This window comes from Bacteroides sp. 1001136B_160425_E2, assembly GCF_015559655.1.
In the GTDB taxonomy this organism is placed as follows: domain Bacteria; phylum Bacteroidota; class Bacteroidia; order Bacteroidales; family Bacteroidaceae; genus Bacteroides; species Bacteroides luhongzhouii.
This window is the reverse complement of sequence record NZ_JADMQH010000007.1, coordinates 197,169-218,257: the sequence shown is the minus strand read 5'-3', so window position 1 is coordinate 218,257 and position 21,089 is coordinate 197,169. Positions and strand designations below refer to the sequence as shown.

Here is a 21,089-nt window from a genome sequence, read left to right as displayed (position 1 = left end):
CTCACGAGAGAAACTTCAATCGTAAATCGTAAATCGTCTAATCGTTCAATTATCCCACGCTTCCTTCCAATGAGATAGTAAGCAACTTCTGTGCTTCTACCGCAAACTCCATTGGAAGTTTATTCAATACTTCCTTTGCATATCCGTTCACAATAAGTCCGATAGCATCTTCTGTCGGAATACCGCGCTGGTTGCAATAGAATATCTGGTCTTCACTGATCTTGCTCGTTGTGGCTTCATGTTCCACTACTGCCGTTTCATTATGAATATCCATATAAGGGAAAGTATGCGCACCACATTTATCTCCCAGCAACAGAGAGTCACACTGGCTATAATTACGGGCATTATCCGCTTTCTCAGCCACACGTACCAACCCACGATAGGAGTTCTCACTATGCCCGGCGGAGATACCTTTACTTACAATCGTACTGCGGGTATTCTTGCCCAGATGAATCATCTTCGTCCCGGTATCTGCTTGCTGATAGTTGTTCGTTACAGCTACAGAATAGAATTCAGCGGTTGAGTTATCGCCTGTCAGAATACAAGAAGGGTATTTCCAAGTGATTGCCGAACCGGTTTCCACTTGTGTCCAGGATAGTTTACTATCCACTCCCTTACAATTACCGCGTTTTGTCACAAAGTTGTATACACCACCCTTACCTTCCGCATCGCCCGGATACCAGTTCTGAACAGTGCTGTATTTTACCTCTGCGCGGTCGTGCACGATTATCTCAACGATAGCGGCATGCAACTGATTTTCATCCCGCATCGGTGCCGTACATCCTTCCAGATAAGAAACGTATGAATCGTCGTCCGCCACAATCAGCGTACGTTCAAACTGTCCCGTATTACGGGCATTGATACGGAAATAAGTGGAAAGTTCCATCGGACAACGTACCCCTTTCGGAATATACACGAAAGAGCCGTCAGAAAAGACAGCGGAGTTTAACGCGGCAAAGAAATTATCCCGGTAACCTACCACCGATCCCATATATTTCTTCACCAAATCGGGATGTTCCCGCACGGCCTCACTGAACGAGCAAAAGATTATTCCTTTCTCCATCAGCGTTTCCTTGAAGGTAGTCTTTACGGAAACTGAGTCCATAACGGCATCCACCGCCATTCCGCTAAGAGCCATCTGCTCTTCCAAAGGAATGCCTAGTTTATTAAATGTCTTTATCAGTTCAGGATCAACTTCCTCCATGCTCTTCGGTCCTTCTTTCTTCTTCGTCGGATCGGCATAATAAGAAATCGCCTGATAGTCGATTTCAGGGATACGGAGGTGTGCCCAGGTCGGCATCTCCAGCGTCAGCCAGTGGCGGTACGCTTTCAGTCGAAACTCCAGCAACCACTCCGGTTCGTCTTTTTTCGATGAAATCAGACGAACGACCTCTTCATTAAGTCCACGCTCAATGATGTCTGTATGCACCTCTGTGGTGAAGCCGTATTTATATTTCTCCTCCGCAAATTTCCGGACAAACTCATTATCAGTCTTCTTTTCGAGTTCGTCTTTCTGATTGGGTTTCATTTTATTGGGTTCTTCTTGTTGCATCTTTATCTTTATTCTCTAATATATATTGTTGCGTCATATTCTTCGCAGCAGGGAAAAAGATCCCCGCAAACGTTTCCATCGGATAATATAACAAAGATTCTTCCTTTTTTGTTGCACTAATTAACTTATTATCGCTGTCCACAAACTCTATCGCACCGATCACTACACTCGTTAACAACAGAAACTTAAGTGCTCCCAGTCCACTTCCTAACCAGCGGTTCAGCCAGTTCAGCGAGATTGCCTGCATTGCTTTTGTCAATAACGAAGCTATCAATACAAAGATCAACGGTACGGCAATCCAGATCATGATAAAAGCCAACACTTGCGCAACTGTCATCGAATCCGTCACTGTCGGGCAAAGTTTTTCCGCCAAAGAGGCATACAAAGCTTTCGCCGCCAGCAGCCCGACTATTAACCCCAAAATAGAAGCCAACTGGCGGATAAAGCCTTTTACAAAGCCTACCACCGCTCCGGCGCCTATTACAATAAGGATAATGATATCAATCGTTGCCACATTTATAATGTTATAAGCCACAAATAATCGGGTGTATATTATAAGGTAATCACAGTGATAGGGTGTAGAATGATAAAAAATAAGGTGGTAAGGTGGTGTTCTGCAAACAGTACCACATTACCACCTTTTTATCATATCATGACCTCTGCTATATTATAACATTATAACATATCACTTATAATCTTACTCTATTATTTATAGCGTCTGTTTCACTTCTATTTCTTCGAATGTCTCGATCATATCGCCTACCTTCATGTCGTTGCAGTTCACCAGACTGATACCACATTCGAAGTTTGTACCCACTTCCTTCACATCGTCCTTGAAGCGTTTCAACGCGTTGATGTTTCCGGTAAAGATTACGATACCATCGCGGATCAAACGAGCCTTGTCGCTTCGTTTCACCTTTCCGGTCTTCACCATTGCGCCGGCTACCAAACCCACCTTCGTGATGTTGAATACTTCGCGGATTTCGATAGTTGCCGTGATCTGTTCCTTCAATTCCGGAGCCAACATACCTTCCATAGCCGCCTTCACCTCTTCGATTGCATCGTAGATGACAGAGTACTTACGGATATCGACACCTTCCTGTTCAGCCATCTTAGCGGCAGCACCCGAAGGACGTACCTGGAATCCGACAATAATCGCATCCGAAGCGGCAGCCAGAGATACATCCGACTCGGAGATTGCTCCCACACCCTTATGGATGACATTTACCTGAATTTGTTCCGTAGACAACTTGATCAACGAGTCGCTCAATGCCTCAACAGAACCGTCCACATCACCCTTAACAATGATGTTCAATTCCTGGAAGTTACCCAAAGCAATACGACGGCCCAACTCATCCAACGTAAGGATCTTCTGCGTACGCAAGCCTTGTTCACGAGCCAACTGTTCACGTTTATTGGTGATTTCACGAGCTTCCTGATCGCTTTCAACGACATGGAATGTATCACCAGCAGCAGGTGCACCGTTCAATCCCAATACCAGAGCCGGTTCAGAAGGTCCTGCTTCCTTGATGCGTTGGTTACGTTCGTTGAACATAGCCTTCACACGTCCGTAGCTAGTTCCTGCCAGTATGATATCTCCCACTTTCAGAGTACCGTTAGATACCAATACAGTAGCTACATATCCACGTCCCTTATCCAAAGAAGATTCGATGATAGACCCCGTAGCATTACGGTCCGGATTTGCTTTCAAGTCGAGCATTTCTGCTTCAAGCAATACTTTTTCCAGCAAATCTTCCACACCCATTCCCTTCTTGGCAGAGATATCTTGTGACTGATACTTACCACCCCATTCTTCAACAAGGTAATTCATTGCAGCCAGTTCTTCTTTAATCTTATCCGGATTCGCAGTCGGTTTATCTACCTTATTGATTGCAAATACAATAGGTACACCGGCAGCCATCGCGTGATTGATTGCTTCTTTCGTCTGCGGCATCACGTTATCATCGGCAGCCACAATAATGATAGCAATATCCGTTACTTTCGCACCACGTGCACGCATAGCGGTAAACGCTTCGTGCCCCGGAGTATCAAGGAACGTAATACGGCGACCGTCTTCCAGTTTCACGTTATACGCACCGATATGCTGTGTAATACCTCCGGCTTCACCGGCAATTACGTTCGCCTTACGGATATAGTCGAGCAAAGATGTCTTACCGTGGTCAACGTGTCCCATCACTGTAACAATCGGAGCGCGCGGTTGCAAATCTTCCGGAGCATCTTCTTCTTCAACGATAGCTTGTGCCACTTCCGCACTTACATATTCTGTTTTGAATCCGAACTCTTCTGCCACCAGATTGATTGTTTCCGCATCCAGACGTTGGTTGATGGAAACCATGATACCAATGCTCATACAAGTAGCGATAACCTGATTAACAGATACATCCATCATCGTTGCCAATTCGTTAGCCGTAACGAACTCGGTCAGCTTCAATACCTTGCTGTCTGCCATTTCCTGATCTTCCAGTTCCTGCATACGGTTGGAAGCCATTTCACGTTTTTCTTTACGGTATTTGGACGTCTTGTTCTTACCTTTGGTTGTCAGACGTGCAAGAGTTTCTTTTACCTGTTTTGCTACGTCTTCCTCGCTCACTTCCTGTTTGATAACCGGCTTCTTGAAGCGATCCTTATTATTGTTATTATTTCTTCTGTTATTATTACCTTGTCCGTTGCCCTGACCGTTGTTATTGCCATTACCGCCTTTACCTTGTATATTAGGTCTCGGCGCAGCAAAGTTAGAAGTCGCAACGTTATTAACGTCTACCTTTTCTTTATTGATACGGTTACGTTTTTTCTTAGCAGCATCCGCACTTTCTTTCGGACCGTTCTTCACCACTTTAGAATCATCCTTACGGATTTCTTTGATGATGGCTTCCTTCATCAATTTCTTCTGATCCTGACGGATTTTCTCTTTCTCTTCACGTTCGCGACGCTTCTCTTCCTTCGATTTCTTCTTCGGACGAGTAGACTGGTTCAATGCAGCCAAGTCGATCTGACCGATCACATTGATCTTCGCGCCTAATTCCGGTTGACGGATTTTGAAAACACCATCATCCTCCGGAGCCTTTTCTGCTACCGGGGTTACTTCAGCCTGTGCAGTTTCCACCTTTTTTTCTTCTTTATGTTCTTCCGCCTTCACAGGTACAGTTTCTACTACCTTCGGCTCTTCTTTTTTCACTTCTTCCACTACTTTTTCAACTTCTACCGGCTTCGTCTCCACTACAGGTTCCGGCACTACTACGGGCTCAACTACCACTGGAGTAGGCTCTACTACAGAAACAGGAGGTGTCACCACCTCTTCTTTCTTCACCTCGGGTTCTCTCTTCTCGGGCTCCTTTTTCACTTCGGGTTTAACGACAGGCCGTTCTACAACAGATTCTTCTTGTTTCTGTTCCGGCTCTTTCTCCACCTTTTCAGGTTTACGACCGTTTATTTTATCCAAATCAATTTTTCCGACAGGTTTAAACTTCGGACGTGCATCCTCAGGTACGACTGTCTTAATCACATCTTCCGACTTCGGTTTCTCCGGCTGCTTTTCGAAGCCTTCAATCGAAACAGACGCCTTATTACGTTCCTTATTCTGACGTTCCTGTATGAAACGCTCCGATTCAAGTCTAAGGTTCTTATCTGTACTAAACTCCTTTACGAGTATAGCGTATTGCTCCTCGCTAATTTTTGTATTAGGATTAGCCTCTACGGTATGCCCTTTCTTTTGCAGGAACTCAACTACCGTCGCGATTCCTACGTTCAAATCTCTTGTAACTTTGTTTAACCTTATCGTCATATTTTAAAATTAATGAATAAATGGAGCTTTAAGAAGTTGATAGCTGATAAATGACAGTTGACAGTTGGCTGCGCTGTTTGCAAGCCAACTTTCAACTGTCAATATTCTATTTTCAACTTTCAATTGAATCACTTTCTTCTTCAAACTCCGATTTCAAAATGCGTATTACCTCGTCCACTGTCTCTTCTTCCAAGTCCGTCTTTTCAATCAACATCTCACGAGGAGCATTCAACACAGCCTTCGCTGTATCGATGCCGATAGCCTTGATGGCGTCGATCACCCATCCGTCGATTTCGTCTCTGAACTCGTCGAGATAGATATCTTCGTCAGCTACATTCTCATCCAACTCACGGAACACGTCGATAGTGTACTCAGTTAACATACTGGCCAGTTTGATATTCAAACCGCCTTTACCGATAGCCAGCGAAACTTCTTCCGGTTTGAGGAAAACCTCTGCTTTCTTCTCTTCCTCATTTAGACGGATAGAAGAAATCTTAGCCGGGCTTAAAGCGCGCTGTATAAACAATGAGATGTTCGATGTGTAATTGATTACATCGATGTTCTCATTGCGAAGTTCACGAACAATGCCATGAATACGACTTCCCTTTACACCTACACAGGCTCCTACAGGGTCGATTCTGTCATCGTAAGATTCTACCGCAATCTTGGCACGTTCGCCAGGGATACGGGCAATCTTCTTGATGGTAATCAAACCATCATTAATTTCGGGTACTTCCATCTCGAACAAGCGTTGCAGGAAAACGGGAGAAGTACGTGACAAGATAATTTTAGGATTATTATTCTTGTTATCCACGCGGGCAACCACTGCACGGGCCGTTTCACCTTTGCGATAGAAATCACTTGGGATTTGTTCGGTCTTAGGCAACAGCAACTCGTTTCCTTCATCATCTAAGAGCAACATCTCTTTCTTCCAGATCTGATACACTTCTGCGTTGATGATAGTACCTACCTTATCTATATATTTATTATAAATACTGTCTTTTTCGAGTTCCAGAATCTTGGAAGCCAATGTCTGGCGGAGATTCAGGATAGCACGACGTCCGAACTTGGCAAAGATCACTTCGTCAGTCACCTCTTCGCCTACTTCGTAAGAAGCATCGATTTTTTGTGCTTCGCTCAACGAAATCTGCATATTCGGGTTAGTCAAATCTTCATCGGCCACAACTTCACGGTTACGCCATATCTCGAAGTCCCCCTTGTCCGGGTTCACGATCACGTCGTAATTTTCATCGGTGCCAAACATTTTCGCGATTACGCTACGGAACGACTCTTCAAGTACGCTAACCATCGTCGTTCTATCGATATTCTTCAGTTCCTTAAATTCCGAAAATGTATCAATCAAGCTGATTGTTTCTTCTTTTTTGGCCATAACTATTTAAAGCTAATTAAGTATTTAGTATATTTTATTTGCTCATAAGTGAAGGTCTCGTCCTCTTCTACCAGTTTCGGACGCTTTGCTCCTTCAAGTTTTACTTTCTTTTGTACGGCTACCGTAAACTTCTCTTCATCGGCATCTTTCAGTATACCGGCCAGTTTACGTCCGTCTTTAGTCAATACCTCCACCTCTTGTCCGATGTGGATATAATACTGTTGCAGAACTTTAAAGGGCTGTCCGATACCGGCCGACCCAACTTCCAGTTCATAATCTTCCTCTTCACGGTTCAGTTTCGACTCTATGTAGCGGCTAAGCTCCACACAATCTTCAATCCAAACACCTTCTGCATGGTCTATTTCGACCACAATTTTGTCATCCGGGCTCACGGTTATTTCTACTAAAAAGTAGTCTTTTCCTTCCAGCCACTCTTCTACAATCTGACAAACAGTTTTCTTTTCTATCATTTATTAGCTATATAAGAACAAAAAAAGGAGCTTAATTGCCCCTCCACCTTTCATCCGTTTTCGGTTGCAAAGATATAAATAATCTGTTCGACTACAAAAGATTAAAGAAAAAAAGTATGAATTAACAGTACTATATTCGTATCTTTACGCCACAATTCAAAAAATAACGACTATGGCACATCGTCTCAACACTAATAAACAGTTTATGGTAGGTAATGGAATTCTTGCTTTTGCCGTCATTTTTGTAGTGGTTATTTTCGTATACATGAGTATGCGGTTACAACGGGAAAAGCAGGAAGAACGTCATTTCATCGAAAGCTACACAATCAGTCTGGTAAAAGGTTTTGCCGGAGATTCTATCTCTTTGTTTGTCAACGACAGTCTTATTTCGAATAAAACCATATCGGAAGAGCCTTACACGGTAGAAGTGGGACGTTTTGCAGAACAAAGCGCTTTATTGATCGTAGATAATAACACAGAATTAGTCTCTACGTTTGATCTTAGCGAAAAAGGAGGGGCTTATCAATTTGAAAAAGAATCGGACGGGATTAAACAATTAGCCAAATAATAAAGACATATCCCCCTATTACGTATCATAACGAACCATTATCAGGAATGTATAAGATTTAGAAGACAGCCAGAAATAGGAGCTTACAAGGCTTTACCCAAGATAGAATAAACTAAGTTCGTGACAATGCGAGAATATTATCTTGGCTGTAAAGCATTTTATATTTCCGTACGATACTTTCTCAATTCTCCCCGCAAGGCCAATGCTTTTCCTTCTGTAAATTGATTCAGCAATGCCCAGAATCGTTCGCTATGATTCATCTCGCGGGTATGGCATAATTCGTGCAACAACACGTAGTCTATCAAATGAGAAGGCAGCAAAACCAGGTAATAGGATAAATTAATAGCTTTTCGAGCCGAACAACTCCCCCATCTGCCCTGACTGGAGTTTATTTTCACACTCGAATAGGGCAATCCGCATTGCTTGGACAAGAAGGCCAGACGTGAAGGCAGAATACTTTTGGCATTTCGTCTCAATGATTCTTCAATAACCTTATGCAACCAGCTTTGCAGTTTTTCATCTGTAAAATCAGCATGAGGCGGACAAACGATCTCCATTACACCCAACCGGGAATTAGCCAGAAACTGATCTTTCTCGCCCGACACCAAAGATAGTTTAAAATGCTCCGCATCAATCTTATAATTCAAATCAATCAACGGACGAGTGATTTTTTGCCGGGAGACCAGAAGCTTTCCACGCAAATTCTCGATGGCCTGTTTCACTTCTTTCAGGGTAGTACCGGGAGGAACTGAAACATAAACAGCATCACTCTTGGTACGAAACACAAGACTTCTCGCACGTGAATTGACGCGTATCACCAGACGCCCTAACTCATCATCTTCTATAATCTTATCCATTATAATCCTTCTATCAACAGCCACAAAAGTAATAAAAAAGAAGATGCTAACGAAAAACTTTATGGAAGATGCAACTTTAGATCAAGTTCTTACGTCTAACCATTATATCAATCATAGAAAAGCGTAATTATGAAAACAAGTTTATTGCTCGTATTAGTCACGGGAATGTTTCTAGTACTTACTGCCGGCTCTTGCTTGCGGGGAAAACACATCGTAGGTAGTAAGAATTACATCTCCAAAGAAGTGAAAGCCGACCACTTCAATGAAATCAAACTAGTGGGAAGTGCCAACATCAGTTATTGGCAAGACACATGCAGCCATGTCGAAATTCATGGTTCCGACAACATCATACCACTTATAGAAACGTATGTGGAGGGTAGTACATTCATTATAAAATTCAAGAAGAATGTCACTATCTGGAAAGGAAAACTGGAAATAAAAGTTTTTGCTCCGGAGCTGAATAAGCTGTCGGTCAACGGTTCAGGAAATATAAGATTAATCAATGGGATACAAACCTCTAAAGATATTGAATTCCACATCAACGGTTCGGGCAACATTCAGGGAGAAGGATTCAATTGCCAAAAAATGACCGTTTCAATTAATGGTTCGGGAGATGTAAGACTACAACAAATAGAGAGTCAGGAATGTCAGGCAAGTATTTCCGGTTCGGGCAATATCAATCTGAACGGCAAAGCCATTCAAGCGAGCTATTCTATTGCCGGATCAGGAAATATTCAGGCCGCCGATTTGCAAGCAGAAAACACAGACGCAAGCATTAGCGGCTCCGGCAACATCAGTTGCTATGCCAGTCAGAAGCTGGTTGCCCGCGTCAAAGGAAGCGGTGATATTGCCTATAAAGGAGATCCTCAAGAAGTGGATGCTCCAAGAAAAAATATACGGCAGATCAAATAAAGACAGTTTAAATAAAGACAGTTTAAAAACATAAAAGGGCTACTGCATCGCGCGGTAGCCCATTTATTTAGTTAGTTTTATTATAAAAATTTGAGAGAATTGAAAACTTCACAGTTTCGCCTTCGTTGTTGTTTTAATTAAGCACACTAACTATATTATATGTTTAAAGCAAATGAAAATGTCTATTCGTTTATAACTTGCACCTTGTGGTTGATCCTCGCCAGACTATCAGCCAGGACCTGTTCCGCTTTCACATCATTTGAGATAGCGACCGACGGTGCGGTTACTTGTTTACCAATGGTATCCGTTGCCAATACACTTCCATCATCTCCGGAGAAAGAATGTTGCGCCACATTCCCCAAAGAAAGGATGATTGCAATTACGGCAGCGGCCTTGAACAGAGGAATAAAACGACCAGTCAGTGTCAAACGTTTCGCTTTTACTACCGTAGGCTCCACCTCTGCCAGAATACGTGCATCAAAGTCTTCGCCCAGTCCTACTTCCTGCTGAACCTGCTGATAAACAAACAGGTTTTTATAGCGAAGCAAATGAGCCGGAACCTCTTCCTTTGCGAAGAAGTCGCGCAATGTTGCTTCCTCCTCAACGGAAGTTTCGCATTGCCAGTATCGCTCGAGGAGCTGTTCTATATCCTTATAATCCATATTCGTCAATTTCTAAATACCTTTGTTTTACTTTTTGTCTGGCTCTGAAGAGGTTTACCTTTACTTGTTCCTCTGTCAGATTCAGCAAGCTTGCAATTTTTTTATAGCTTTCACCTTCAATGTCCCTCAGTTGCATGATAAGCCGCTGTTTTTCGGGAAGTTCGTTTACCAGTCTATTAATGATGTTCATTCTTTCATCATGAATCATCTGGTCATACGGACTGTTTGCATCAGGTTCTTCCTCCATTTCGGGGGTGAGTTCCACGTTTTGAGCTTCTTTCTTTTGACTCCGGTCTATCGCCAGGTTCTTTGCCACTGTCAGGCAATAGGCTTCGACCGATTCAAATTGAGACCACTCATCACGCTTGTTCCACACTCTTATCATGGTGTCCTGAACGACATCCTCGGCTTCGGCCCTATCCAGGGTGATTCTGAGAGCCAATCGAAAGAGTTTATCCTTCAACGGCAAAATATCGTTTCGGAAGCTGATTTCTTGCATCTCTATAATAATGACGGGCTAGGATATGAAAAGTTACAGTCGCCCACTACTTTTTTTTGAATTATTTTTTTATTCTCGTTCCTCCAGAGTCGTTAATCGCTGACGCTAAGGTGATTACCACTTCAGAGACTCCTGCATTTATTGCTTCAAAAGAATTCTCCAATTTGGGAATCATACCTCCTTGAATAACGCCATCAGCTACATATTGTTCAAATTCGGCACGGGTGATTTGAGGAATCACACTGTCGTCATCATTCTCGTCACGCAACACGCCTTTCTTCTCGAAGCAATACACCAATGTCACATCAAACAGAGCCGACAACGCCTTCGCTGTTTCCCCGGCAATGGTATCTGCATTCGTATTCAGCATATTACCGTGTCCGTCGTGCGTCAATGGAGCCATTACCGGAACAACACCTTTATGTATCAAATCCGACAACAAAGTTGCGTCCACCTGTTCCACATCCCCCACGAAACCGTAGTCTACTTCCTTCACCGGACGTTTCACCGAACGGATTACATTCATATCCGCTCCGGTCAATCCGAGCGCATTGACTCCGCGTGCTTGCAGACCTGCCACAATGCTTTTATTCACCAATCCGCCGTACACCATCGTTACGACTTTCAACGTTTCGGCATCGGTAATCCGACGACCATTTACCATTTTGCTTTCAATACCCAGTTGTGCGGCAATCTTTGTTGCCGAACGACCGCCGCCATGAACCAACACTTTATGTCCGTCGATAGCGGCAAAGTCATTTAACAACTGACGAAGGGTGGCTTCCTCTTCTACGATTTTGCCACCCACCTTAATTACTGTTAGTTTTTCTCTCATTTCTTGATTTCTAATAAGTTCGCCGAATGGAGAATCCGGCTCCGGCACCTTGCCGGTTATTCCAAATAAGTATATCCGTAAAGCCCTGAACGATAATTGGAAAGGAATTCTTTTCCTTCTTCCAAAGAGATCTTTCCTTCTTTCACTGATTTCGTCACCCAAGTTTCGAGTGTACGTACCAGTTTCTTCGGATTATACTGCACATAGTCCAATACCTCCGCTACCGTTTCTCCGTCGATAATCTGTTCGATATTATATCCTTTCTCGTTCACCGAAACATGCACGGCGTTCGTATCACCGAATAAATTATGCATATCTCCCAAAATCTCCTGATAAGCCCCTACCAGGAACACAGCCACATAATAAGGTTCTGTTTTCTTCAGTGCATGTACAGGCAGATAATGAGACACGTTACGGGTAGAGATAAAGTTGGCAATTTTGCCGTCCGAGTCGCAGGTAATATCCTGTAAAGTAGCCGAACGCTCCGGTTTCTCATCCAATCGCTGAATAGGCATGATCGGGAATATCTGGTCAATCGCCCAAGAGTCAGGAAGTGACTGAAACAGCGAGAAGTTACAGAAATATTTATCTGCAAGCAGTTTGGACAGTCCGCGGAATTCATCGGGCGCATGCTTCAAACCGCCGGCAATCTGATTAATCTCACGTGTAATAGACCAATACAGACGCTCGATTTGTGCACGGGTTTTCAGATCCACGATTCCATGACTGAACAAGTCCAGCGCTTCCTCCCTGATCTGCTGCGCATCGTGCCATGCTTCCAACATCTTATTCTGATTCAGCGAATCCCAGATACTATATAACTCCTGCACCAATTCGTGTGCGTCCGGAGCTATTTCCTCCTCGTCATCCCATTCGGGCAAGGTAGCTGTTTCAAGAACTTCAAAGATGAGAACAGAATGGTGTGCCGTCAATGCACGTCCACTTTCCGTTATGATATTCGGGTGCGGGATGCCATTTTTATCGCTCACGTCTACCAGCGTAGAGATAGAGTCGTTTACATACTCCTGAATGGAATAGTTTACACTACCTTCGCTATTGGATGAACGGGTTCCGTCATAATCCACTCCCAGTCCACCGCCAATATCAACAAACTCCACATTGAAGCCCATTGAATGGAGCTGCACATAGAATTGTGAAGCCTCACGCAAAGCCGTTTTGATACGACGTATCTTCGTCACCTGACTGCCGATATGGAAATGAATCAGCTTCAGACAATCTTTCAACCCTTTGCTCTCCAGGAAATCGAGTGCTTCGAGAAGTTCGCTGGAAGTCAAGCCGAACTTGCTGGCATCTCCTCCCGACTCTTCCCACTTTCCGCTACCGGAAGAAGCGAGTTTGATACGTATACCGATGTTAGGCTGCACATTCAGCTGCTTTGCCATTTTGGCTATCAGCTTCAGTTCGTTCATCTTCTCCACAACGAGATAGATACGTTTACCCATCTTTTGGGCAAGCAGAGCCAGTTCAATATAACTTTCGTCTTTATATCCGTTGCAAACAATCAATGAGTCAGAGTCCGTATTGACCGCAATCACCGCATGGAGTTCCGGTTTAGAACCAGCTTCCAGTCCAAGATTGAACTTCTTTCCGTGGCTGATAATTTCTTCCACCACAGGGCGCATCTGGTTGACTTTAATCGGATAAATAATAAAGTTTTGGGCTTTATAACCATACTCCTCGGCTGCCTGTTTAAAGCAGGACGACATCTTTTCAATACGGTTGTCCAAAATATCCGGGAAACGCACCAGCATGGGAGCCGCCACATCACGCAATTGTAACTCGTCGACCAGTTCTTTCAAATCAACGGATACTCCATCTTTACGAGGTGTAACAACGACATGACCTTTGTCATTAATACCAAAGTACGAGGTACCCCAACCTGTGATGTTGTAGAGTTCCTCAGAATCTTCAATACGCCACTTTCTCATTTTCTGTTATTCAGTGTTTTTAGTAAATAATTGGACGGCAAAAATACAGATTAATCTACATGTTGGCAATTAATTGGACATTAATTGTTTCAAACGGTCCATATAACCACTATTTCCGTTACGGGCATCATAGCGAAGTGCCAGCTCTTCTGCCTGCTGATAGAAATAATTGCGAAGCTCGTTTACCTGATAAATTCCGTCCGGACGGTAAAGAGGGAATTCCTCCGGTAACGATAAGGAGACTTCCGGGCGGGTCTCATACTTCAAGGCCTCTACCATATCGCAAGAGAAGCGATATTTCTTCAACGTATTCGTACGCAAACTCCAACTGATGCACCGCTCAGCATATTCCCATCCTCTTTCCGGCTTCGTCATCATATTATAAACAATGAACAATCCCAAGTAGAGCAAAAGATATTCGTCCTTCTCTCTTCCCTGCAATGCTTCTTCGGCACGCGCGCACATATCGGCGGCAACTTCCGGTTTACCAGCTATCTGTGCATAATAAGAAAGCTTCAAGTAAGCCCGCAAATTAGCTTCATAACAGGTAACCTGCTTATTAATCAATGGTTGCGCCCGGCTGTAAGCCTCATCAAACTGCCCTGTTTCCAGATAATAATCCAGCATAAAATTCAGTTCGCAAGCCTCACACGACTGACCGTCTATCTTTTCATTCAGCATCTTATCAATGTATTCTTTCGCCTTGTCATACTGGCGCATCCTAACACATTCCACAGACCAGCGATGATAATAACTCCGCAAAGAATATCCATTCCGGAGAATACGGGTTTTATAATCCTCACCAACCGCTCTCACCTGTTCCATCGGAATTTCCGGCAATTCGAACATACAAGCCCAGATCCATTTATATTTCCACAACAAGTCATCTTCTTTGATTACATCCTTGTGATTCTCGTAATCATCCAGGATTTTAGAGAACACGGTAATCTCTTCCGCATCTGCCGAAAGAAGATTCAGTTCATAGATAAGATCCAGTCTCAACTCCGTAGCCCATTCCACATCTTCGTTCTCATCAGCGATGCGGATAGCTTCTTTCAATAGATTGGCTTTTTCACTGGGATGCAGGCTGTTATTCTGTGTCTGCAACAGCAGTTTTTGTATTTCAAGCGTGTATCTCATACTCTTTTTTTAATTCAGGAAATTTATAAAATCATTCATTTTCGAAGTCATCAGTTCGCTAAGCGAACGGTTGAAAAGCTCCATTTCTTCACTGTTCACCGGATATTTACCTTGCAAAAGCGATTGTACATACAATATATGCACCACATGCTGAAACAGTTTATTGTCTCCCTGTATTTGCAATAAAGTCTGCACCATTTTGTTATCCGCATTGAAAGTGAGTGTCGGTGGAATCCGCTTGGCAGTATTCACAGTTCCTAGTACAGCCGCCAACGGATTATTGGCACTTTTAGCTGCATTCTCCTTTTCCTCCGCCACAAAGATTACCGGAATATCCACCGGAGTAAAATGCTTCAGACGGCAGACACAGCCAAACCGCTTCAACAAGTCGTTCGCTTTCATTTCAAAAGCCTGAAACTCTTTATTCGCCTCCACTTCACCAAACTGTTCCAGCAACCGTGAAGGAGATATTTCATCCAAAGTAAGTTCCGGATTCAGACGAACATACTTTTTCAACAAAGTTTCATCAAAAGTGTAAGCAGCATTCACCACCAGCCATCCTTGCGCTCCGGCTATACGGCGTACCTGACGGAAATCTTCCAGATTCTTGGTATAGCATATCACATTGCTTGCCGAACGAATACTTCCAAAACCACGCACCCCCTTATTTGTTTCAAAAGGAAGATAATCCATAAACAAACGGAGCAATTCATTGTCTTCCGAAGCAATCGCCTTGATATGGAAGTGATGAACAGCCAAGATCCGGTTGAACATGACGCGGTCATTCTGCACCAATCCCCGCAGATAATCCTTGATAGCCATCCCGATCTCTTTCCGTGCATCCTTCAACTGATCATTGCTTACCAAGGACTCGCGGGAGGCAGTAGACAGCAATCCGTCCGCATTCACCAGACAACGGATAAAGAAAGCCCACGGCGGCAACAAATTGCAATCATCCTCACTCAACAGCATACGTTTAAGGTAGACCTTATGAGAGTTGCGCACTGAAAATTGTGCGCGGAAAGGCAAAACATAAAGCACCCCTTCTACCTTACCGCTTTCTGTATAAATCCGGAAAGCATCAAGAGCAGACGACTGAAATACTTTTGCCCCATAATCCAGCAGTTCTTTACGAGTCGCCTTCGGGTCAAGCCATACAGGCGAAGGTGTATTTACCAATTCTTCTTCTCCCTGATAATGCAGATAGATAGGATATGGCAGCACTTCTCCATAACTGACCAGTATCTTCTTGAACGTTTCATATTCAAAAAGATGCATCCAGTCTCCTTTCGGGTGCAATACTACCTGCGACCCGATAGGCCGTTCTTCATCCGATAAAGTCAGCTGATACGTCCCATCCACTTTGCCACACCAACAAACAGGCTGTCCGCTCATTGCCGAACGACTCTCCACGGTGATTTCATTGGTCACTACAAAACAAGATAACAATCCGATACCGAACCTTCCGATAAAATCATCCGCATCGGGAGTATCCCGTTTTGAACTCTCTCCGATAACCGTCAGAAAGCGATAAACTTCCTCCTCTTTCAGTCCGATTCCATTATCCCTGAACACCACCGTTTTGTCCTCATTCAGAAAAACATCGATACGTCCTTCATAATTCTCGTCGATATTGCGTAGTGCCGTGATGGCATCTACGCAATTCTGCAGCAGTTCGCGAATAAAAGTATTCGGGTTACTATAAATGTGCTCTGATAACAAGGCAATCATACCTTTGAGATTGACCTGAAACAGATTATTCCCTTCTTTTTCCATGTTCCTCTTTTACTTTCTCCTCCTTCCGGTGATTTTAAGAGCTTTCTCATTGCCATTCTCTGCGGCCTTTTCAAACCACTCCATTGCAATTTCATCGTTTTCTTCCACGCCATTTCCTGTCAGATAGGCATTTCCAAGTTCAAATTGTGCTTTGTCGTTATTTCTTTCGGCAGCTTTCAGTAGCCATTGCACCGCGGCTTCCGGATTAGGAGTACAACCTTCGCCATACATCATCATCTTACCGAGATAATAAGTTGCAGCAATATTCTCATTTCCTGCCGCATCCGTAAACCAGCGGTAAGCTTCGGCATAGTTCTGTTTCACACCTACTCCGTTGTAATAGCAAAGCCCGGTACGATACATACTCATCGTATTTCCATTATCCGCAGCCAGCGTATAATATTTAAAAGCTTCCGTTTCATTATCTTCCACTCCGATACCCATTTCATAACAGATACCCAATCCTTCGTTATACCATTCGTATTCGGCAGCTTTCTTGAAATAGGCAAAGGCCTTTTCCGATTCGTTCAGACTGTCATAGTCATACAGGTAATACTCACCCATACGTAACATAGCCATTGGAATTTCGTTGGCCGCAGCCTTCTCATACCATTCCACAGCCTTTTTATTGTCTTCCAGACAGGGACCGCAACCAAAGAAATAATAATCTCCCATTTTAAACTGGGCATAACCATAGTCCTGTTCTGCCGCTTTCGTCATATACTCCACAGCCTTTTGTGGATTTTCTTCCACGCCATTGCCATTCTCATAAGCCAGGCCCATCTCTGTCAAACAACGGGACTCTCCCTTCTCCGCCCCTTTGCCAAACCATTCGAGTGCCTTATCCCAGTCTTCTTTCGTTCCGATTCCTTCTTTATAGCAGCGTCCCAGAGCAAAGTTCGCATCATTATCACCCGCTTCAGCCGCCTTTGTATACCAAACGAAAGCCTCTTCCGGTTTTGCTTCACCAAGAACACCCTTTTCCATATAAAGACCAGAACAGAGCATCGCATAAGGATAACCTTGTTCAGCAGCCTTACTAATCAGTTCAAATGCTTTTTCATAGTTCTCCTCCACTCCATCGCCATTCTCATACAAGAACGCCAATTCTAAAAGAGCAAAACAAGAGCCCAATTCAGCTGCTTTTTCATAACATTCTCTTGACTTATCAGCATCTTTTACACCGCTATATCCATTAGCCAGGTAAAGCGCCATCCGACAATATCCGTCGGCATTATTCAGCGAAGCTGCCTTTTCATAAAGCTCCAACGCCTTCACATAATCCGGTTCTTCAGACAAGAAACCACGCTCATACATCCAGCCCAAACAATAAGCAGCATTTCCCGACTCCAGCTCAATAGCCTTCTCCAGCAATTCTTTCGCACGATTCATGTCCTCTTCCACCAAATCACCGTTGAAATAGATATTAGCCAGTTTTTCGATACCCTTTATATAGTCATCTTCCACACAACGGTTCAGGCACATCAGTCCACGTTCCACGTTCTTATATTCATCATTATACAGGTAGATCACCGCCAGTTCATACGCACTGTAAGATTCACAATAAAGCATACCCTTTTCCAGCCATTCAATAGCTTTCGGCATATCCAGCCATTCTTCTTTCTGATAAGTATACCCCAGGAAGTTAGCGGCAGCCCACACACCTGCACGCCAGGCTTTTTCCCAAAGTTCAAAGCCCAGTTCTTTCGGTTTATTCAGTTCCGGATAACGGAAATAAAGCGTAGCCAGATTTTTAAGACTATAAAGATTGGGAACTACCTCCAAAGACTTTTCGTAGCAAGCTGCTTCCTCCGCCACACCAGCTTCCGCCCTGTCGAGTGCGTCTCCCAGCGCTGCATATACATGAGCACGCAGACGTTCTCCTTCAGGCAGTTCGGCAAGCAGGTCATGACGCATCTGTGATGCCTTCGCCTCATCGCCTGTAAATTCTTCGACAAAAGCACGATAATGTTTTCCCCATAAAATAGCTTCGGGAGAAGTGAGAGCGGCAAAACGTCGTTCGCCCTCTTCTTTATTTTGTTCGCAATAGAATCCCATGTATTGCCAATAGGCAACAGTTGCTTCCGCTTCGGGCCAACCCATATCGGCAGCCTTTTCGTAGCATGGAAACAAATAACTCATATCCCGCTTTCCATAACGGGCTTCAGAATATTGCGCACCCTTCTGTGCCCATCCCGCACCGCTGAACACTGCTACACGATCGCATACCTGTATCACCTTTTCCCACCAGAATTCATATTCTTCTTCGTTGAGATCAACCTCTACATTACAATCAAAAGCACTGAATATCAGTTCAAAAAAATCTTCTGTTAATTTCTCGTCTTCTTTCGTATCCAAAGCATATTCACATACAGCCAATGCTTCCCACCAATTTTCCGCATTTAATAATGAGGCCGGTGTATACTGTGGGAACCATACCCTTGCAGGCTGTCCGGACGCTTTAATTCTAGCGGATAACTCCCCAAATTTCTCTTTTAAAGTTTTCATGATATAGACTTTACCTTAATTTTGTGTTATTAGTCAATAAAAAATCTCATAACGAGTGCAAGGTACAAATATTGACCGAATGAACAATAAAGAGTATCAAAAAAATAAAGTCTGATATACAATTTAGGCACAGATTATAATCCAAGAAGTTGTTGCAAACGTTGCACCGATGTTTCAATCTGCCAACGGTCTTCCAGTTCGTCTGCATTAAAGATATATTGTGCCTGATGATAGAAAGGCGCGCGCTTCTCAAGCGCCTGAACGATAAACGCTTTCAGTTCGTCATCCTCTTTCCCCTGAAGAATAGGACGTTGCTGCTTAGCCACACGCAAGCGTCTGAACAATACGTCCGGATGTACATCGAGAAAAACCGTCTTTCCAGTCCGGTTCATAAAGTCCATATTATCAAAAAAACAAGGCGCTCCACCTCCCGTCGAAATGACCACATTCTCAAACTCGGCTACTTCATGGAGCATATTCCGCTCCAGTTCCCTGAATCCTGTTTCGCCTCGTTCTGTGAATAATTCTCCAACGGTTTTGTGAAAACGCTCTTCGATATACCAGTCCAGATCAACGAACGGTATATTCATTTGCCGGGCAAATGCTTTCCCCAGCGTCGTTTTTCCGGCACCCATATAGCCGGTAAGGAAGATACGAACCATAAATGACTAATTTTGCTCACAAAATTAGTCATTTAATAGATAATAGATAATGGATAACAGATAATTATTAGTTATCAGTTATGAATTTCTTCTTTTTCAATCTCTTTTGTTCATTCTCCGTCATTCATTATTTGAAGACTTTTACCCGTTCTTCAAGCGGCTGAAATTCTTTTTCACCCGGTTTGCCAATAGGAAGTCCGAACGGCATTTCCGCAATCAGATGCCAATGTTCCGGCAAGTTCCATGCACGGCGCACTTCTTCATCAATCAACGGGTTATAGTGTTGCAGCGATGCTCCGAAACCTACATCCTCAAGCATCACCCAGATAGCCAACTGGTGCATGGCAGAAGTCTGCAATGACCATCCCGGGAAGTTCTCCTGATAAGACGGGAAAGCTTCCTGAAGTCCTTTCACTACCTTTTGATCCTCAAAGAACAGTACAGTTCCGTAGCCACAGGCAAAGGAATGATCTATCTTCTCTTCTGTCTTTATAAAAGCTTCAGCCGGTACAATCTTCTTCAATGCATCTTTCACGATCTGCCACAATTTCTTATGAGACTCTCCCAACAGGAGCACCACACGTGTAGTCTGCGAATTGAATGCTGACGGTACGTGGCGCACGGTCATATTAACGATACATTCGATCTCCTGATCGGATATAGGTGACTGATTAGTAATTGAATAGTAAGTCCGACGTTGTTTCAAAGCCTCACTAAAAGATCTTTCCATGATAGTTCCTTTCTTATTTTATATTCTTAAAACTCTCTTTTTTTTATAACAAGTATCCTCCCTAACTTGTTCAGTTAGAGAATATATTTGTACCTTCGCAGCGTCAATTCATTGACTATCTAAATTTATTGTCAGAAAAATGGCTAAACAGAAATTTTATGTCGTATGGGAGGGAGTCACACCCGGGATTTACACTTCCTGGACAGACTGCCAGCTTCAAATCAAAGGATACGAAGCTGCCAAATACAAATCATTCGATACGCGCGAAGAAGCGGAACGCGCGTTGACAATGTCCCCCTATGCTTATATCGGCAAAAATGCAAAGTCTAAAGCAGGAGCTTCCAAACCTTCGTCAGATACTTTACCCTCTTGCGTGATCGACAACAGTCTGGCAGTCGACGCAGCCTGTAGCGGTAATCCGGGACCGATGGAGTATCGTGGAGTACATATTGCCAGCCGGCAGGAAATTTTTCATTTCGGCCCGATGAAAGGCACGAATAATATCGGTGAGTTTCTAGCCATCGTACACGGGTTGGCGTTGTTGAAGAACAAAGGTTTCGATATGCCTATTTACAGCGACAGCGCCAATGCGATCAGCTGGGTACGACAGAAGAAGTGCAAAACCAAACTTCCCCGCACTCCGGAAACGGAAGAACTGTTTTTATTGATTGAACGGGCAGAAAAATGGTTGCGGGGAAACACGTATACCACTCGTATCCTGAAATGGGAAACGAAAGAATGGGGAGAAATTCCGGCCGACTTCGGCAGAAAATAAAA

The 21,089-nt window shown here is 43.7% G+C and carries 18 protein-coding genes; 3 read left to right on the top strand and 15 right to left on the bottom strand.

Features of this window, described 5'->3' with window-relative positions; genetic code table 11:
• Positions 1–49 precede the first annotated feature (49 nt).
• The 5 genes from sufB to rimP all read right to left on the bottom strand — a co-directional run bounded on the left by sufB (position 50) and on the right by rimP (position 7,214).
• Positions 50–1,552 carry a Fe-S cluster assembly protein SufB gene (gene sufB, locus I2I04_RS09085; protein ID WP_370511848.1) on the bottom strand — a complete coding sequence of 501 codons (1,503 nt, stop codon included), beginning with the start codon at positions 1,550–1,552 and terminating at the stop codon, positions 50–52.
• Positions 1,530–2,066 carry a CvpA family protein gene (locus I2I04_RS09080; RefSeq protein ID WP_143256805.1) on the bottom strand — a complete coding sequence of 179 codons (537 nt, stop codon included), beginning with the start codon at positions 2,064–2,066 and terminating at the stop codon, positions 1,530–1,532. Before I2I04_RS09080 ends, sufB begins: the two co-directional genes overlap by 23 nt.
• 195 nt (positions 2,067–2,261) lie before the next feature.
• Complete coding sequence (infB, locus tag I2I04_RS09075; protein ID WP_195470079.1) at positions 2,262–5,354, bottom strand: translation initiation factor IF-2; 3,093 nt, start codon at positions 5,352–5,354, stop codon at positions 2,262–2,264.
• Positions 5,355–5,466: 112 nt separating this feature from the next.
• Positions 5,467–6,744: a transcription termination factor NusA gene (nusA, locus tag I2I04_RS09070; protein ID WP_143256803.1), complete on the bottom strand. Its 1,278-nt coding sequence runs from the start codon at positions 6,742–6,744 to the stop codon at positions 5,467–5,469.
• Between the two features lie 2 nt (positions 6,745–6,746).
• Entirely contained in the window at positions 6,747–7,214 is a 468-nt protein-coding gene (rimP, locus tag I2I04_RS09065) for a ribosome assembly cofactor RimP (protein WP_143256802.1), read from the bottom strand.
• A gap of 172 nt (positions 7,215–7,386) precedes the next feature.
• On the opposite strand from rimP, the gene I2I04_RS09060 reads away from it, so the two are divergent.
• Positions 7,387–7,782 (top strand): hypothetical protein, encoded by a 396-nt coding sequence (locus I2I04_RS09060; protein WP_008024082.1) that lies wholly within the window; start codon positions 7,387–7,389, stop codon positions 7,780–7,782.
• A 158-nt stretch (positions 7,783–7,940) separates the two neighbouring features.
• On the opposite strand, the gene I2I04_RS09055 is transcribed toward I2I04_RS09060, so the two are convergent.
• Complete coding sequence (locus I2I04_RS09055) at positions 7,941–8,639, bottom strand: SprT family zinc-dependent metalloprotease (protein WP_195654855.1); 699 nt, start codon at positions 8,637–8,639, stop codon at positions 7,941–7,943.
• Positions 8,640–8,768: 129 nt separating this feature from the next.
• Between I2I04_RS09055 and I2I04_RS09050 the strand changes: the two genes are divergently transcribed.
• Positions 8,769–9,551, top strand: coding sequence for a head GIN domain-containing protein (locus tag I2I04_RS09050; RefSeq protein WP_195654854.1), 783 nt, complete (start codon positions 8,769–8,771; stop codon positions 9,549–9,551).
• Between the two features lie 182 nt (positions 9,552–9,733).
• On the opposite strand, the gene I2I04_RS09045 is transcribed toward I2I04_RS09050, so the two are convergent.
• The 9 genes from I2I04_RS09045 to I2I04_RS09005 all read right to left on the bottom strand — a co-directional run bounded on the left by I2I04_RS09045 (position 9,734) and on the right by I2I04_RS09005 (position 20,312).
• The gene (locus I2I04_RS09045) at positions 9,734–10,213 is read right to left on the bottom strand and encodes a hypothetical protein (RefSeq protein WP_143256799.1); all 480 of its coding nucleotides are present in this window, start codon (positions 10,211–10,213) and stop codon (positions 9,734–9,736) included.
• Positions 10,203–10,712, bottom strand: a complete 510-nt coding sequence (locus tag I2I04_RS09040) for an RNA polymerase sigma factor (RefSeq protein WP_143256798.1) — start codon at positions 10,710–10,712, stop codon at positions 10,203–10,205. Before I2I04_RS09040 ends, I2I04_RS09045 begins: the two co-directional genes overlap by 11 nt.
• Positions 10,713–10,773: 61 nt before the next feature.
• On the bottom strand, positions 10,774–11,547 hold the full coding sequence (argB, locus tag I2I04_RS09035; RefSeq protein WP_195470077.1) for an acetylglutamate kinase: 774 nt from the start codon (positions 11,545–11,547) through the stop codon (positions 10,774–10,776).
• A 56-nt stretch (positions 11,548–11,603) separates the two neighbouring features.
• Positions 11,604–13,496, bottom strand: a complete 1,893-nt coding sequence (gene speA, locus I2I04_RS09030; protein WP_143256796.1) for a biosynthetic arginine decarboxylase — start codon at positions 13,494–13,496, stop codon at positions 11,604–11,606.
• Positions 13,497–13,565: 69 nt separating this feature from the next.
• Positions 13,566–14,636 (bottom strand): hypothetical protein, encoded by a 1,071-nt coding sequence (locus I2I04_RS09025; protein ID WP_195654853.1) that lies wholly within the window; start codon positions 14,634–14,636, stop codon positions 13,566–13,568.
• A 9-nt stretch (positions 14,637–14,645) separates the two neighbouring features.
• Positions 14,646–16,412, bottom strand: coding sequence for an HSP90 family protein (locus tag I2I04_RS09020; RefSeq protein ID WP_195654852.1), 1,767 nt, complete (start codon positions 16,410–16,412; stop codon positions 14,646–14,648).
• Positions 16,413–16,421: 9 nt separating this feature from the next.
• Complete coding sequence (locus tag I2I04_RS09015; protein ID WP_195654851.1) at positions 16,422–18,920, bottom strand: tetratricopeptide repeat protein; 2,499 nt, start codon at positions 18,918–18,920, stop codon at positions 16,422–16,424.
• Between the two features lie 134 nt (positions 18,921–19,054).
• A complete protein-coding gene (locus tag I2I04_RS09010; protein WP_055236084.1) occupies positions 19,055–19,582 on the bottom strand; it encodes a shikimate kinase in 528 nt (175 codons plus the stop codon).
• Between the two features lie 127 nt (positions 19,583–19,709).
• Positions 19,710–20,312, bottom strand: a complete 603-nt coding sequence (locus tag I2I04_RS09005; RefSeq protein WP_195654850.1) for a nitroreductase family protein — start codon at positions 20,310–20,312, stop codon at positions 19,710–19,712.
• A 139-nt stretch (positions 20,313–20,451) separates the two neighbouring features.
• On the opposite strand from I2I04_RS09005, the gene I2I04_RS09000 reads away from it, so the two are divergent.
• Complete coding sequence (locus I2I04_RS09000) at positions 20,452–21,087, top strand: viroplasmin family protein (protein WP_195654849.1); 636 nt, start codon at positions 20,452–20,454, stop codon at positions 21,085–21,087.
• Positions 21,088–21,089 lie beyond the last annotated feature (2 nt).